This window comes from Mucilaginibacter sp. P4_C11 (assembly GCF_056402115.1).
Map to the genome: position 1 here is coordinate 1 of NZ_JBFUIA010000013.1, position 16,057 is coordinate 16,057.

The following is a 16,057-nucleotide window of genomic DNA, read 5'->3' on the forward strand; positions in this document are numbered from 1 at the left end:
ACATAACACTGCCAAGACCGATAAAATGATTACTTCCAGTAAATTATGCTTCTTATTATTGCCCGTGCGTGGATCGGGTATCCATCTGAAATGATCGTGAAGGGATGTGGGCATATTCTTTTTTACAAAGAAAAAAACTTGAAAGCCTTTTTGACAACCGCAACCCTTAAACTTATCACCTCTTTATCAACATTTTGTTGGCAACACCTCCCGTTTTTAACGTTTCTTATGCGTCAGCCCTGTTTTTTTACTGCCTTATTCTTTATTTTAAAGAAATTTCTGTATATTTGTAATGGGCCTGTTCTGTTTTAAAAGTACTAAAAACTGTCCGCTTCCGTCCGATACCGTCCTACACCTGTGGGCGGACGGACACCACAACAGGCCCACACAACCTTGTCCGCCCTGTCCGACATGTACCGGGACACTAAAGCGGACGGACGAAAACACAACCAACCACATAAGCACACCAGATAGCATGCACCCGCCCGCTTTCCCCACTTTATATAAATTTAAGGTAAGGGGAGGTATTTTATAAAAACGCGGTTTTTATAAATTGAAGGGCAATAAAAAAAATATGGGCAGTAAAAAATCAGGGTAAACTGCTCAATATACTCTTTAACATATCTTTTGCTGTACCTCTTTGGGTAATTAATTGTATTGATATGGCAAAAAGGTAAAATGCCAGGAAAAATAAAATGCCATGATATTGATGGTCTTTTATTGAAATTACTGAAAGGGCAATAAATATAACGATAGGAGCGGTTAAACTTGTGTAATAACTAAAGGTTACCAAAGCCTCATCTCCCGAAACGCTAAGCTCAAACTTTCCTTCATCCAACCGTGCTATGGCTTCGTGCCTCCACCTTAATTTCCAGGGATTATTGTCAAACTCAACAACACTGCTGGTTAAGTTAGTAACCCTATAGTCGTTGCCTTCTAACAGCTATCGTGTTCCCACATCTTTTGGATCCCATCAATTAATAAAATCAGTTGTCATTTCGAACGAACCGGCTGGATTGTGCGCAGGGGGGTGAGGAGAAATCTTAAACGCCCTGCATTCCGATTGGCTGGTTTGGATGCAGGGCGTTTAAGATTTCTCTTTCGCGCCCCGCTCTATGCCTCCCAGTGCTCTATCGAAATGACAATTTTCTTTTCCTAAAAGATGTGTAGACAAAATAGGCCCTCTAACAGGGATACTGTTTTGTCAATTACAACTTGAGGGGCAAGGTGGGTAGCTTGTGTTAGTTTGAACTTTATTTTCATTGCGATAAGTGCCGGTGAATTTACTAAAGTGCAGGCAATAATACATGGCTGTTTGGTTGATTGATTGCCTGCGTAATAAACATACTGCCAATGCTTGTGTACATTCCTTTGCCCCTAAACTTAAACAATGGTTGCCCTTTTGTAGTGTCCGTCCGCAAGGGAGAACAGGACAAAAACGGACAGGGGCGGACAGGCAAACTTTTGGCAAAACTGGTTTTAACCATACCCGTCCGGATTTGTCCGTTAAAGAGTGGCACCCCCGTACGGACGGACAGGCTTTTTGATTAACGGAAGCTTGCGTTAAGGACAGAAACGGATACCGGCCTGTGAATAAGGCCTGTGCAGTATGAGTGTATGGCCTGGCACACACTTCTACCGGTGTGGGCAACGCCCTGTTACTCTTTCACTATCTGTACGTTGCGTAGCTGGCCACCTGCATCTTTTATGGTGATGGTGCCTGCTTCATAACCGTTAAGAGGCGGTTTGTTATTCAACATATCGCACAGGCTCACTTCCGAATAATCTTTGCCGTTAATGGCGGTAATTTGTTCGCCGGGTTTAACCAGGGTGGCACCTTTTTGCCATACCACACCAACTACCAGTTTGTTGCCCTGCATAGTAGGCGAAAAAGGCCAGTGCTTTTCGGCCAGGTTGGTTGTTTCTGTACGGGGATCAAAGTAAAACTTGCCGTGTATAAAATCGAGGGTGATGTTACCATAATCCAGGAGTTTGGTGCCAAAGGCCGAATTGCCGTTTTTGTTGGTTTCGGCAGTTATGTTATCAAAACGGGCGCTCCCGATGTTTAGCGATGCAACGCCCACCAGGTATTTATCGGCATTAGCCTGCAAACCATACGCTCCAATCTGGCTTGCGCCATAACCTTTATCAACTACCTGGCAGGCGTTTAGCTTGCCCAATTGGTTCATATAATCGTCGGTGAAGCGCAAGAATGCGCTTTGGCCGCTGTCAAAAGCCATAAGCACACTTACCTTATTCATAAATACCTTAATAACCGGGTCGCTTTGATGGTTGTTATTGGCATCAAGCACCAGCGGTACGCTATGCTTTTTGTTCAAACTCAGCTTATCGGGCTCATCGGTAATAATAATCACTTGCCTGTCGGCAACTATACTTACAATTGAATTGCGAAGCATATTACTGCCTACTACCCCCTCAACATTCCAGCACTTATACATATCTGGCAGTAGCACAAGCGCCGGGATGCCGCTAAAAATTACATCGCCCATCCTGATATCATCAATGCCCACGATGGTGGTGGAATCGGCCACGCCATTGGCATCGTTTATTAAATCAACATGCATGGTTTTGGCATTTATTTGCGCTGCAAGTTGTTTGCTAAGCGCTACGGGTGCCCCGGTATCAAACAAAAAGCGGTGTTTTACGCCACTAAGCTCAACAGTTACCACCAGTTTGCCATAAATGTTTTGATAAGGCAGTTCGGTATAATAGTTTTTAACGGTTGGGCCACCCTGGTTAAACGTAAACGTTTGTGCAAAGGCCGATGCGCCGGTAAGGATGAATGCCAGCGTAAAAATGAGTTTGTTCATAGGCGTAAATAAGGATAGCGTTCGGGATGCAACTTAAAGCATTCTATTGGCAGAAACAATATTTTTAACATATTTTAAGGCTAATTGGCATAGCCGAGGGGGGGATAAAAAAGCTTTTTAAGCCGTATGGCGATTGGCAAGAAAAGCGTGTTGCAGCCGTATACCCTTTAATATGTTATTATCCTGGTATGTTTGCTTGTTTGAAGAAGGATATCGGCTAAAAGGCTTACTTTAGCTGATGTTTAACCTTATTACATATTTAATTACAAATGCAATCGCTTTTTTCTTTGTTACCCCATAAAGCGTTACTTATTATACTTGTTTTTTGCCCTGGCTTTATGTTTGCCCAGGCACCTGCAATTAAGTATACCACCCCGCATGTTTATGAAATTAATAAGCCGATAGCTACCCTGGTACCCACGAATACAGGCGGCGCGGTGCCTGCTACAATATATGGGCAGGTAAGCACAGTTGTGGATTATGGTTTAGTGAGTGTTTTTTTTACCATTACAGGCCTTGCAGTGGATAAAGATGGGGACTTTTTTATTGAAGACTGGGGCGAGAACCAAATTAAGAAAATAACGCCGGCGGGCAAACTGTCGGTATTTGCCGGCAGTGGTGCTGCCGGTTCGGCAGATGGAAAGGGCCGGGCTGCAAGTTTTTCGGAACCGGATGGTATAGTTATTGGCCCTACAGGCGATTTTTTTGTGTCGGACCAGGCTACTAATTTAATCAGAAAGGTAAGCGTGAATGCCGACGTGACCACGTTTGCGGGCAGTGGGGCTGCCGGGGCTGCAAATGGTAAAGGCAAAGCGGCAAGTTTTAATAGCCCCAGGGGATTGGCCGTTGATGGATTGGGCAATATTTACGTTGCCGACCAGGCAAATAATATGGTCAGGAAGATTACGCCCGACGGAACGGTATCTACCTATGCCGGTAGCGGAGCAATGGGTTCTGCCGATGCTTTAACACCGCTATCGGCTTCGTTTAATACACCTACAGCGGTTGGGCTGGATACCCAGGGTAACTTATATGTTTCAGACTCGGGGAATGGCTCGATAAGGAAGATAACACCTGCCGGGGTAGTGAGCACCTTTGCAAGGGGGTTTAACTTTCCGCGGGAATTGAGGGCTGACGGCACCGGTAATGTGTATGTGGGCGATCAGCAGGATAACCTTATTAAACGAATATCGCCAACCGGCGTTGTAACCGTGGTAGCCGGCAGTGGCGCAAGGGGTGGAGCTGATGGTATAGGCACAGCGGCCTCGTTTGCCGGAACAATTGGAATGGTGCTTGACGGAAAAGGCAATATGTTTTTGGGCGAAAGTGGCTATAACACGGTACGAAAAATAACTATTACAGGCTATACAATTGATAAGCCCCTACCTGCCGGGTTGGTTTTTGATGCTACCACCGGCAAAATTAGCGGCACACCAACAGTTTTATGGCCTGCAACAGATTATACAGTTACGGCCTACAATGCTACCGGAAGCAACAGCACCGTTTTAAATTTACAGGTTGTAGTCGAAATTGTATTAAAACCATCAATCATAAACTTTCCGCCACCGGTAGTTATGCATATCGATCCGGACAATATTTTGCACCCCGATGCCACCAGTACCAATACACAAACTCCTATAACTTATACCAGCAGTAACCCGGCAGTTGCTTATGTGGGTGCCGACGGGCAAATTCATGTAATAGCGCCCGGTGTTACCATTATTACAGCCCACCAGCAAGGCAATGAAAGCTATACCGATGCTTTGCCTGTATCAGAAACGTATACCATAACCCAGGATCAGGTTATAGCGTTTCCGGCAATAGTTGTTAAAAACGTGTGCAGTATCGATTTTGCAGCGGGTGCTGTTAGTTCAAATTCAATTATACCGCTTACTTATACCAGCAGTAATACTGCTGTAGCTACAGTTTCGGCTACGGGTAACATTCATATTACCGGCCCGGGCAGCACCACCATTGAAGTTTCGCAAAGCGGCAACAATTTATATAACGCTGCTACGCCGGTATCGCAAATATTAACTGTTGAACCGCTGGTTACGCCATCGGTAAAAGTTACCCCCGATTTTTATAGTATTTGCGAAGGTGTTTCTGTTACCTATACCGCGGCAGCCCTTAACCAGGGTAATAACCCAACTTACCAGTGGCAGCTTAACGGAATAAATAGCGGCGATGGTACCGATAAATATACCAGCAGTACCTTGAAAACAGGCGATAAGGTAACTTGTGTAGTAACCAATAATGATGGCTGTACACCGGTTTCTTCTGCGGTGTCAACCCCGGTTACATTAACTGCCGATGCTAATGTAACCACCTCGGTAGTCATCTCTTCATCGGCCACCGGGGCTGTAGCTTTTGGTACGCCAATTACATTCAAGGCAACTCCATCGGCCAACGTACAGGATATCCCTGCATATTCATGGCAGGTAAACGGGCAAAGCGTTGGTACCAACAGCCCCAATTTTACCTCGCAACAGTTATTAAACGGCGATGTGGTTACCTGTACCATGGTTTCGGGTGGTACGTGCGTTATCAACCCTTCGGTAACCTCTAACGCGATAACCGTTTCCATATTGGCCCAAAACAGCACTTCGGTTTTTGTACCTAATGCATTTACGCCAAACGGCGATGGTGCTAACGATGTTTGGAGTATAACCGATTTAATGCCTTTACCCGATTGTACAGTAAATGTTTATAACAGGTATGGCATAAGGGTATTTTACTCCGTTGGCTATCAGCACCCCTGGGACGGCAGTATAAATGGCCGGCTTTTACCATCGGGCACGTACTATTACATTATTGATCCTAAAAACGGGGGAAGTAAGTTATCCGGGCCGGTTACCATGATCAGGTAGCAAGTATTTGCCGGTTATATTTTGGTAGTTAATTTAAAAAATAGAAACATCGATATTGGAGTTGTTAAAGTTTAATTGTTAAAAGTTTATTCGTGGATAATGGTTCATAGTTCATAGCCTTAGTGGAATTTAAAACAGTTGCCTCCTTCCCGCTATCTTGGGCCACCATCCACCAATGAACTAATGAACCAGTGAACCAATTAACAAAGCCGTCCACAGTGTTGGTCACCTCCGGACGGACGGACACCCAAAAAATCCGATCGAAATTCCTGATTCCGAAATTCTTCCATCTCATATCTCAAATCTCATATCTAACATCTATTTTTACCGCATGAGTATCCGGGTAGAAGCATTGACAAAAATTTACGGCGAGCAAAAGGCAGTTGATAGCATCAGCTTTACTGCCGAAACAGGTGTGCTGGGTTTTTTGGGGCCTAACGGGGCAGGTAAATCAACCACGATGAAGATACTTACCGGCTTTATACCCCAAACATCGGGCTCGGCATCGGTTTGCGGGTTTGATGTGGTAGCGCAGTCGTTAGATGTACGCAGACATATTGGCTACCTGCCCGAGAGCAACCCGCTATACCTGGATATGTACGTGAAGGAATCATTGGCGTTTATAGCAGGCATCCACAAAATGGCCCAGCCCGAAGCCCGCATTGCCGAAGTGATTGAGCAAACCGGCCTTGGGCCCGAGCAACATAAAAAAATTGGGCAGCTATCTAAAGGCTATCGCCAACGGGTGGGCCTTGCCCAGGCTATACTTCACAATCCCGATGTGCTTATTTTAGATGAGCCCACCTCAGGACTGGATCCTAACCAGCTGATAGGCATCCGCCAGTTAATTACCGATTTGGGCAAAACCAAAACCATCATCCTATCTACCCATATTATGCAGGAGGTAGAAGCTGTTTGCGATAAAGTGATTATTATTAATAAAGGTAAAATAGTTGCCGATGATACCCTGCAGGGTTTGCGGGCCGGTAATAACAATAAAACGCTGGAGGAAATTTTTATCAGCCTTACTAATTAAATGGCTTAAATATTTCTTTATTTTTGGCAAATAATTAAACCTTATTTAATAGCATGAAAAAAACCTTACTCTCTATCGCAATTTTACTTTGTGCCGTTCTAACTGTTAAAGCCCAGGACGATGACCTTTTACCACGTTTTAGCGCCGGTTTTGGTGTTGGCGTTACAACCGGCCCGCAGCATTCTGGGTTCCCGGCAGCAGGCAGCGTTGGCTTAAAAGGGGAATACCCCATAGCCGGTAGCCCGGTATGTATTACAGCATCAGCTGCTTATGAGTTTTACGTATCACAAGATGGTTATTCTGCGAGTAGCGATAGTAATTATGGAAATTATATTACCGGTGCAATTGCATCATTTGTGCCTGTAACGATAGGTGCAAGGGTATATGTTAACAAGCTTTTTTTTGAAGGCGATGTAGGTGCATCGTTTAGCCTCAATTCTGCCCATTCCACTACTGATAAAAGTGTAGCGCCTATATTATCGCCAAGTATTGGCTACGGTTTTAGGTTTGGTTCGTCGCAAAAAATTGGATTAGATTTAAGCTTATCATACGAAACCAGGCTGGAAAGCAATAAAACGCCTTCTGATTATTCGTTGGTTAATCCTTACATTACCAATTATGGCGCGTATAACCTGGTTGCTTTTCACGTTGCTTTCAGCCTGGGATTGTAATATCGAAGAGATTTAATGAACGGCCCCGGCAATTGAGTTGCCGGGGCTTTTTGCTGGAATGAGAATCAATTCATAAAAAATATTAATAGCTTCACGTTGTTGCGTTTAGCGATATGTATGCGTAATTATTATAAAACCTGGAATCTGCATGGCAGTTAAATATATCCGTCTTTTTATATTGTTGATGTTTTGCGTGGCTTCAAGTAGGGTTAGCGCGCAAATGGGCAATAAAATGAGCATCAGCATAGGGCCCGATGTGGGGATACCTATCAATGTCGATCATCCTAATTCGTTACATACCCGCGATATTTACCAGGATGGTTTGGGCGGGACGATAAGGGCCGAGTTTCCGTTAACCCCGGCTTTGCATGCTACGGCGAGTGTTGGGTACGTGGTTTATCACTCCAACCTGAAATATTTATACGTTACGCCAACGCAGCTGGGCAGTTATGCAGGCCCATCTAATACAAGCACCCCGCCGCCGTATAAATATGTTCCGTTAAAAGCCGGGCTGAGGTATTACTTTGTAAAATACCTGTTTGTTAGTGCCGAAGCAGGAGATGCGATAAAAATAGGGGATCAGGCTAAAGCTTCATTTATATATTCGGGAGGTGCAGGCGCGGCTGTCCCGTTTGGTGTTCACCATGCACTCGATATCGGTTTCCGGTACGAGCGTGGCTATGAAAACATCGATTCGGATTTCAAAATGGGGCAAATAGGTATCGGCTTTTCGTATAAATATACATTTTAAAGTAAGTGCCGGTTGCAGGGTTTAGCTTTCCCGTTTAATTCCTTAAAATTCTCTCACCCGGGGGGGTAATCCATATATCTTATCACATGAAAAAAAAATTACTCGCCCTGTTGATCTTAGCAGTTGCTGCCCATACTGCAAAGGCACAAACCAGCGATACCAGGCTTTCGAGGGTTGCAGTTGGCTTCAACCTGGGCGCTACCGTAGGGCCGCATAGCGGTGAATACCCTATAGCCAGTGGTTTTGGTGTTAAATTCGAATTTCCTATCAAATCAACCCCGGTTAGTATCATGGCTTCCGGGGCTTATACGTTTATACTGTCAGAGGCTGCCTATTACAACGATAGGTATAATTACAATAACAGCTATAACGGCAACGCCCATGTTGCCTCATTTGCTCCCGTTGAATTAGGTGTAAGGGTATATATGGATGGTAACCTTTTTGTTGAGGGCAATGCAGGCGTGTCGTTCAATTTAAATGAAAGTCACAGTAATTACACCAGCAAAAAAGTGGCCCTGGTTATAGCCCCTAACATTGGCTATGCTTTCAGGTTTAAAGCATCAAAAAAATATGGGCTGGATTTAAGCCTGGGCTACGAAACCCGACCCGAAGATTCCCAGCCCCATGAGTTTAGCAATTATGGCAGTTACAATCAAATAGCGATACACGCGGTATTTAGCATAGGCTATTGATTTTTGGGTTTTCAATTCTTTAAATATCCGGTTGCTACCAGGTGAACCTAAGCCGGGTCAAAAACACGTAGCAATTGGAATTGCGATCTGTGAAGACACAGATCGCAATAGTAGCTTTCAGCTTTAAAGATTCCCCCTCAAATCCTGCTCCCGTTCAATGGCTTCAAACAAAGCTTTGAAATTACCGGCGCCAAATGATTTTGCCCCTTTACGCTGAATGATCTCGAAGAAAAGGGTAGGTCTGTCTTCAATAGGTTTGGTGAAAATTTGCAGCAGGTAACCTTCGTCGTCCCGGTCAACCAGTATGCCCAGTTTTTTAAGTGGTTCCAGGTCTTCGTCAATGTGCCCAACCCTGTCTGTAAGCTCATCATAGTAGGATGTAGGTACGGTTAAAAACTCTACGCCGCGGTTTTGCAGTTCGGTAACCGTGGCTACAATATCACGGGTGGCAAGTGCCAGGTGCTGCACGCCCTCGCCCTCGTAAAACTCCAGGTACTCTTCAATCTGCGATTTCTTTTTACCCTCGGCCGGTTCATTAATAGGGAATTTTACGTAGCCGTTGCCATTGCTCATTACCTTACTCATCAGCGCCGAGTATTCGGTAGATATCATTTTATCATCAAAGGTTAAAATGTTTTTAAAGCCCAGTACTTCCTCATAAAAGTTAACCCACGCATTCATTTTATGCCAGCCTACGTTACCCACGCAATGGTCAACATAAAGCAAGCCGGCCTCGGTAGGGCTGTAGCTGGTTTCCAGTTTTTGGTAGCCGGGCAAAAATAAGCCCTTGTAGTTTTTACGCTCTACAAATAGGTGAACGGTTTCGCCATAAAGCTTAATGCCGCTGGTGCGTACCTCGCCATATTCGTCGGTTAGGGTTTGTGGCTGCTGGTAAGGTTCGGCACCGCGGCTGGTAGTTTGTTCAAAGGCATCGTAGGCATCATCAACCCAAAGGGCCAATACCTTTACCCCATCACCATGTTTTTTAATATGCTCGGCAATAGGGTGGTCCGAGTGCAGGGGAGTGGTTAATACCAACCTGATTTTACCCTGTTGCAATACGTATGATGCCCTGTCGCGCACGCCGGTTTCGGGGCCGGCATAAGCCAGCGTTTGAAAGCCGAAGGCGGTTTTATAATAATGGGCGGCCTGCTTGGCGTTACCCACATAAAACTCAACATAATCGGTACCGTTAAGGGGTAAAAAATCAGTTGAGGTTGTTGGTTTATCTATAGTTTGTGTGTGCATGTTAATTAGTGAATTAGTGAGTTATTGAATTATTGATTTGAAGGGGGCTTACCTTTTCCTAATTCTAAATTTTGAATTACTGAATTATTGATTTGAAAAGGAGGTCTACCTTTTGCCTTTCAGCTTTTACCTTTCGCCTAACTCTACATTTGCCAGCTTTTATAATAATTTTCATCCTCAATCTTTATCGCATCTTCGGTAAGCATCAGCGGCCTGAAGGGGTCAATCATTACGGCAAGTTCGTCGGTTGACTCTTTGCCTATTGATTTCTCGACCGATCCGGGGTGCGGGCCATGCGGAATGCCGCCGGGGTGCAGGGTTATCTGGCCTTTAACCACGCTTTTGCGGCTCATAAAATCGCCATCTACATAATACAAAACCTCGTCGCTATCTACATTGCTGTGGTTGTATGGGGCGGGGATAGATAAGGGGTGATAATCAAACTTACGGGGCACAAATGAGCATATCACAAAGTTGTTGCCCTCAAATGTTTGGTGTACGGGCGGTGGCTGGTGCAAGCGGCCTGTTATCGGTTCAAAATCATGAATAGATAACGCCCATGGGTAATGAAAGCCATCCCAGCCAATAAAATCAAAGGGATGTGTGCCGTAAATGTAGGGGTAAATAAGCCCTTGTTTTTTAATCAGGATTTTGAAATCGCCGTGCTCATCATGGGTTTCCAGGTTGGCCGGGCGTTTAATATCGCGCTCGCAATAGGGCGAATGCTCCATCAGCTGCCCGTATTGGTTTCGGTAGCGTTTAGGCGCACGGAGGGGGCTGAAGCTTTCGATAATGAACAGGCGGTTTGCTGTGCCATCAAACTCCATCTGGTAAATGGTACCGCGTGGTATTACCAAATAATCGCCATAGCCGAATTTAATATTGCCGAACCCGGTTTTTAAAGTGCCGGTACCTTCATGAATAAACACCACTTCGTCGGCCTGGCTGTTTTTGTAAAAATAATCGGTCATGCTTTGGCGTGGCGCGGCCAGTGAAATGTGCAAATCGCTGTTTACCAGCACCGGTTTACGGCTTTGCAGGTAGTCGTCTTCGGGCTGTACATTAAAGCCAATAAGACTTGTATGCTTCAGGTGTTTTTCGCGGGCTATTTTGGGTTCAACGCTGTATGGCTCGCCCAGGGTTTTAACAATAGTGGGTGGGTAGGCGTGGTAAACCAACGAGTAAAGGCTTGAAAAACCTTCGGTAGATACCAGCTCCTCGGCGTATAAGGTACCATCGGGCTTACGGAACTGCGTATGCCTTTTAGGCGGAATTGCTCCTGATGAATGATATACAGGCATGTTGTTTTAATTGGTTGATAATAAAACGTTTAAAGTACCAGGATAGTTTCGGATGTTTAAAATATGCTTATAGCGCGAATAACCCATATGGCAGTAAATCGGCTTGGGCAGTATTAAAAAAGAAGAGGGGGGAACGAAGTTAGTATTGGGCCAGCACAGCTTTGGCCAGCACAGCATCCCTAAACGATGATGCATCGCTCATGGAGGTAAGCCCCAGGGAAAAGTAAAAGTGCTTTTGTATGCTCATGGTTAATATAAATACGAAGTTAGGTTGTTTATTATTGCAATGCAAGTTTTTAATTTGACTGATGGGTAAATACAATTGCCTGTAAAATTATTGATACATGCGCTGTTGGCCAGTTTGGCTGTTAAAACAAATGGGAGGCGCAAGCGGAATTAACCAACTATTTTCGGCGAAAATTCGTATTATTAGCAATTGCTCGTCGTGGTACGGTACTAATTGGTATAACGTTAGGGATTAAACAAATTTACACGGTGCTATGATTGATGACGAAATTCGTTTAAAAGCTGTTGAGCGTTTTAAGAACCTGGACCTGGAGACAGATGAAGAGTTCCAGGTACTTTTACAAATGGCATCCGAAACCTGTGATGCACCCATTGCACTGCTTACCCTGTTGGATAGGGATACCCAATGGCTTAAAATTCGTAATGGGATTGATATTCCCCAAATGCCGCGCGGGATTTCATTTTGTACCCACACCATTCAAAGCGATGAGGTAATGGTGGTGCCGGATGCAACTACCGACCTGCGCTTTGCCGATAACCCCCTTGTAACCGGGCAACCCGGCATCAGGTTTTACGCCGGCGCACCGCTGATAACCAGCCATGGACAAAGGATAGGCAGCTTGTGTGTAGTGCACTTGCAACCCTTTAACCTTACCAAACAGCAAATACTGATGCTGCAAATGTTATCCAAACAAGCAATGAATTTAATGGAGCTGCGGATAGCCGTTGAGATGCTGAATAAAAGCAAGCTGGAATTTGAGGCCCAAAGGAAAATTTTAAGAAGTGCAGAAATATCGCAGCGGTCTTTTTTTGAAAGTGCACCAAACTTTCATATCCTGTTGAATAAAAATGCCGAAGTTGTGGATTTTAATAAAGTAGCCTACAACTTTATTGAAAAAATGCACCGGGAGCACCTGGTAAAAGGCGCCATGTTTATAAAATTCATAGCCCCCGATTTTGTAACCAGGTTTATTGAGGGCTTTAAAACCGCACTGGCCGGGCAAAATGTTTTTGAAGAAGGTACAACCGACTACGGGCAGCACGGCGTGATATATTGGGAGGCGTCGTTTGAAACAGCCAGGGATGCAGCCAACGAAATTATAGGCATATCCTACATCATCCGCGATGTAAGCGACCGTAAGGTTAAGGAAATAAGGATCATTGACCAAAACCGCTCACTATTAAAAATAGCCCATTTGCAAGCACACGAGTTCAGGGCGCCGCTTACCACAATAATGGGGATGATTGAGCTCATCAAATCAGAGGATTTTAATGCACCCCGCGAATACTATAACCTTCTTGAAACCGCAGTACTCAGGTTTGATGATAAAATACGGGAGGTGATCAGCGGGATAGACGAACTGGTATTGTCGGGCAGGGAGGATGTTTATACCTCATAAATAAGCAATTTAATTATCATTTGCAGATCGATTTGTGCACAAAACAGGAGCAGGTTTAATAGTAAACAATTCTGTAGCAACTTTGTAGTTTATGTCATTGAAACAGGTTTGTTACGTAAAAAGTTATTTATTGTTGGTTTTTTAACCTTGCTTAACAATATGTTAACGTTGTGTTTATTTAATCATTAAACCGCCGGGGTTTCTTTGCAGGGATTTTTAATCCCCATGATAATGAAGAAACTCCTACCCCTGTTAATTATTTTCCAGTTTGTCATCAGCAGTTTTGTTTTTGCCAGTGGTACAATTAAAGGAACCGTTACCGATAGAAAAACAGGCGAACCCCTGATTGGCGCTACCGTTAAATTAACAAGCAAAGATAAAAGCTTCAAAGCATCAACCGGTGTTGGTCTTGATGGCAGCTTCGTATTTAAAAATGTACCCGCCGGCAAGTACGAGGTTGAGGCCAATTACATTTCCTTTGAAGAGGATGAAACCGTTGTAACCGTACAGGATGGCGCCATCGCCAACGTCAAATTATCCTTAAAAACAAAGGAGCACGCCCTAAACGAAGTAGCCATATCCGGCCGGGCCGATAAAGCTACCGATCAATCGGCCACCAATGCCCAGCGCCGGTCACCGGCTTTGTTAAACGTGGTATCGGCACGAACTATCGAAGCATCGCCCGATATTACCATAGCCAATGTTACCCAGCGCGTATCGGGTGTATCTGTTGACCGCAGCACCAATGGCGAGGCACAATACGCCATTATACGTGGTATGGATGCGCGTTACCAGTATACGCTTGTAAATGGCGTTAAAATTCCCAGTCCCGACAATAAAAACCGTTATGTGCCGCTTGATATTTTTCCGGCAGATATTGTTGACCGTTTAGAGGTTTCCAAATCGCTTACGGCCAATATGGAAGGCGATGCTATTGGCGGTGCCATAAACCTGGTATTAAAAGATGCACCGGATGATTTCACCGTTCGTGCCAACTTAGGTACTGGTTTGGCGGCCAACTTTTTTAACAAAGGGTTTACCAAGTTTGACCGTAGTGGTAGTTTACAAACCTCGCCACGTGCCGATGGCCGTATAGCTACTGGTGCCGATTTTACAACCGCCCCCTTTCACTACAGCGAAAACAAAGTGCCTTTGGCTACTATAGCGGGTTTAAGCATAGGCGGCCGTAGCGGCAATAAAAAGTTTGGTGCACTGGTATCATTAAGCTACCAAAATACCTATAGGCAAACCAACGGTGCATTTTTTAGCACCGAGGTTAACCCCGCAAACAACCAACCGCTGGTTACCGATATTGAAAAACGTAACTATAATATTCAACAACAGCGTACCGGTGTTATTACCAAGTTTGATTACCGTATTAACAATGCCAATAAAATCACGCTCGACCTGGATTACATCAACCTTGCACAAAACACCTACAGGTTTAGCTCGGATACCAGTTTAGAACTTGGCCGCGCAGGTATAGGTACCGGCCGGGTAGGCCAAACCTACCGCAGCGACAGGACGGTACAAACCATCAGAAACGGCAATTTACATGGAGATCATAGGCTGAACGATAATTTCAGCATCAACTGGACGGCTGTTTACTCAAAAGCTACCGCCAATGAGCCCGACAGGGCCGAACTTAACCTGAACACGGGTCGAAATATTCAGTCGGACGGCAGTATAGTGCAGGCGCCATTCACTTTTGACGCCAATAAGGCACAAAGCCGCACATTTGCTAAAAACTCTGATGAAGATAAAACGGGTTTCCTAAACTTTATTTATACGCCAACCTTGTTTGATACTAAAGTTGAGCTGAGCGCCGGTGGTATGTACCGCGATAAAACCAGGCACAGCAGTTTTGACGAATATGACCTGAGGCCGGGTGCCGCCAATACCGCCCAAACATTTAACGGCAATGTTGATTTAAACACGTTCGATCTTTTCAATACCCAGGGTACGCCTACCAATGCGCTTAACTATGATTTTACCGAAAAAGTTGGCGCCGGGTATGGCCAGGTTAAATTTACTGCCGGTAAATTATTAACTATTGCCGGCTTAAGGTATGAACATACCAGCCAGGCATGGAATACCCAGGCCGATGTGTCGGTTGAAGGCAAGACAGGTACAATTAAATATTATGACTTTTTACCAAGCCTGAACTTTAAATACCAGTTTAATGATAAACAGGATCTGCGGTTGTCATACTACTCAGCCATCAGCCGCCCAAACTTTTATGAGCTGGTGCCGCATACCGCCGGCGACCCGGATGCATTGTATGATGAGTTAGGCAATCCAAACCTGAAACGCATCACCGCCGAGAACTTCGATTTACGGTATGAGCTTTTCCCGAAGGCGCTTGACCAGTTGTTGGTTGGGGTGTTTTACAAATCGATAAACAACCCGGTTGAATATGCTATTGAAAAAAACCAAACAAGCTACGTATTGAAGCCCGAGAACTTTGGCAATGCCCATAACTATGGTTTTGAGGTTGATTATACCAAATATTTCAGAAGCTTTGGTATCCGTGCCAACTATACCTACACCAATTCAAAAATAACTACCGATAAAGAAGAGGATTACCGTAACGACCAGGGCCAGGTAACGCATCGCACGGTACAGCAAACCCGCTCGTTACAAGGTCAGTCTAAAAATATCGGCAACCTGTCGTTATTGTACAGAAGCATCAAAAACGGGTTAAATGCGCAGCTATCATTTGTATATACCGGTGCAAGGTTAAACACAGTTTCGCCTTACCTTGATAATGATATCTGGCAAAAAGGTTTCACCACGCTTGATCTATCGGCCGATAAACGTTTGTTTGGCAACCTGTACCTGTATGTTAAGGCAACCAACCTGTTAAATACACCTTACGAACTGGAGATAAGAAGGCCTTACCCAACAGACGCGGTAAATGTTGAACTGCAAAAAGCGGGCGAGAACACAGCTGTACGTAAAGACCTGTACAAGCAATATTACATACTTGGTTTACGGTATAAATTATAATG

The 16,057-nt window shown here is 44.6% G+C and carries 10 protein-coding genes; 7 read left to right on the forward strand and 3 right to left on the reverse strand.

Annotation, left to right across the window (positions count from 1 at the left end):
* Positions 1 to 1,658 precede the first annotated feature (1,658 nt).
* On the reverse strand, positions 1,659 to 2,831 hold the full coding sequence (locus AC1DU2_RS13380; RefSeq protein ID WP_477384901.1) for a retropepsin-like aspartic protease: 1,173 nt from the start codon (positions 2,829 to 2,831) through the stop codon (positions 1,659 to 1,661).
* A gap of 269 nt (positions 2,832 to 3,100) precedes the next feature.
* Here AC1DU2_RS13380 and AC1DU2_RS13385 point away from each other — a divergent pair, with 269 nt between their 5' ends.
* From AC1DU2_RS13385 to AC1DU2_RS13405, 5 genes are all read left to right on the forward strand, one after another.
* Positions 3,101 to 5,701, forward strand: coding sequence for a T9SS type B sorting domain-containing protein (locus AC1DU2_RS13385; RefSeq protein ID WP_477384902.1), 2,601 nt, complete (start codon positions 3,101 to 3,103; stop codon positions 5,699 to 5,701).
* Between the two features lie 331 nt (positions 5,702 to 6,032).
* Positions 6,033 to 6,737, forward strand: a complete 705-nt coding sequence (locus tag AC1DU2_RS13390; RefSeq protein WP_477384903.1) for an ATP-binding cassette domain-containing protein — start codon at positions 6,033 to 6,035, stop codon at positions 6,735 to 6,737.
* Positions 6,738 to 6,790: 53 nt separating this feature from the next.
* Positions 6,791 to 7,408 (forward strand): hypothetical protein, encoded by a 618-nt coding sequence (locus AC1DU2_RS13395; RefSeq protein ID WP_477384904.1) that lies wholly within the window; start codon positions 6,791 to 6,793, stop codon positions 7,406 to 7,408.
* Between the two features lie 148 nt (positions 7,409 to 7,556).
* Entirely contained in the window at positions 7,557 to 8,159 is a 603-nt protein-coding gene (locus tag AC1DU2_RS13400) for a hypothetical protein (protein ID WP_477384905.1), read from the forward strand.
* A gap of 86 nt (positions 8,160 to 8,245) precedes the next feature.
* Entirely contained in the window at positions 8,246 to 8,851 is a 606-nt protein-coding gene (locus tag AC1DU2_RS13405) for a hypothetical protein (protein WP_477384906.1), read from the forward strand.
* Positions 8,852 to 8,974: 123 nt separating this feature from the next.
* On the opposite strand, the gene hppD is transcribed toward AC1DU2_RS13405, so the two are convergent.
* Both hppD and AC1DU2_RS13415 read right to left on the reverse strand, forming a co-directional pair.
* Positions 8,975 to 10,099, reverse strand: coding sequence for a 4-hydroxyphenylpyruvate dioxygenase (hppD, locus tag AC1DU2_RS13410; protein ID WP_477384907.1), 1,125 nt, complete (start codon positions 10,097 to 10,099; stop codon positions 8,975 to 8,977).
* Positions 10,100 to 10,242: 143 nt separating this feature from the next.
* Positions 10,243 to 11,400 (reverse strand): homogentisate 1,2-dioxygenase, encoded by a 1,158-nt coding sequence (locus AC1DU2_RS13415; RefSeq protein ID WP_477384908.1) that lies wholly within the window; start codon positions 11,398 to 11,400, stop codon positions 10,243 to 10,245.
* A gap of 500 nt (positions 11,401 to 11,900) precedes the next feature.
* Between AC1DU2_RS13415 and AC1DU2_RS13420 the strand changes: the two genes are divergently transcribed.
* Both AC1DU2_RS13420 and AC1DU2_RS13425 read left to right on the forward strand, forming a co-directional pair.
* The gene (locus AC1DU2_RS13420; RefSeq protein ID WP_477355939.1) at positions 11,901 to 13,046 is read left to right on the forward strand and encodes a GAF domain-containing protein; all 1,146 of its coding nucleotides are present in this window, start codon (positions 11,901 to 11,903) and stop codon (positions 13,044 to 13,046) included.
* A 231-nt stretch (positions 13,047 to 13,277) separates the two neighbouring features.
* Positions 13,278 to 16,055: a TonB-dependent receptor gene (locus AC1DU2_RS13425; RefSeq protein WP_477384909.1), complete on the forward strand. Its 2,778-nt coding sequence runs from the start codon at positions 13,278 to 13,280 to the stop codon at positions 16,053 to 16,055.
* Positions 16,056 to 16,057 lie beyond the last annotated feature (2 nt).

Bases quoted from the DNA above. Each gene is read 5' to 3' on its own strand.
- AC1DU2_RS13400 (WP_477384905.1), top strand. From the start codon at position 7,557: ATGGCAGTTAAATATATCCGTCTTTTTATATTGTTGATGTTTTGCGTG.
- hppD (WP_477384907.1), bottom strand. From the start codon at position 10,099: ATGCACACACAAACTATAGATAAACCAACAACCTCAACTGATTTTTTA.
- AC1DU2_RS13395 (WP_477384904.1), top strand. From the start codon at position 6,791: ATGAAAAAAACCTTACTCTCTATCGCAATTTTACTTTGTGCCGTTCTA.
- AC1DU2_RS13405 (WP_477384906.1), top strand. From the start codon at position 8,246: ATGAAAAAAAAATTACTCGCCCTGTTGATCTTAGCAGTTGCTGCCCAT.
- AC1DU2_RS13420 (WP_477355939.1), top strand. From the start codon at position 11,901: ATGATTGATGACGAAATTCGTTTAAAAGCTGTTGAGCGTTTTAAGAAC.
- AC1DU2_RS13385 (WP_477384902.1), top strand. From the start codon at position 3,101: ATGCAATCGCTTTTTTCTTTGTTACCCCATAAAGCGTTACTTATTATA.
- AC1DU2_RS13425 (WP_477384909.1), top strand. From the start codon at position 13,278: ATGAAGAAACTCCTACCCCTGTTAATTATTTTCCAGTTTGTCATCAGC.
- AC1DU2_RS13380 (WP_477384901.1), bottom strand. From the start codon at position 2,831: ATGAACAAACTCATTTTTACGCTGGCATTCATCCTTACCGGCGCATCG.
- AC1DU2_RS13415 (WP_477384908.1), bottom strand. From the start codon at position 11,400: ATGCCTGTATATCATTCATCAGGAGCAATTCCGCCTAAAAGGCATACG.
- AC1DU2_RS13390 (WP_477384903.1), top strand. From the start codon at position 6,033: ATGAGTATCCGGGTAGAAGCATTGACAAAAATTTACGGCGAGCAAAAG.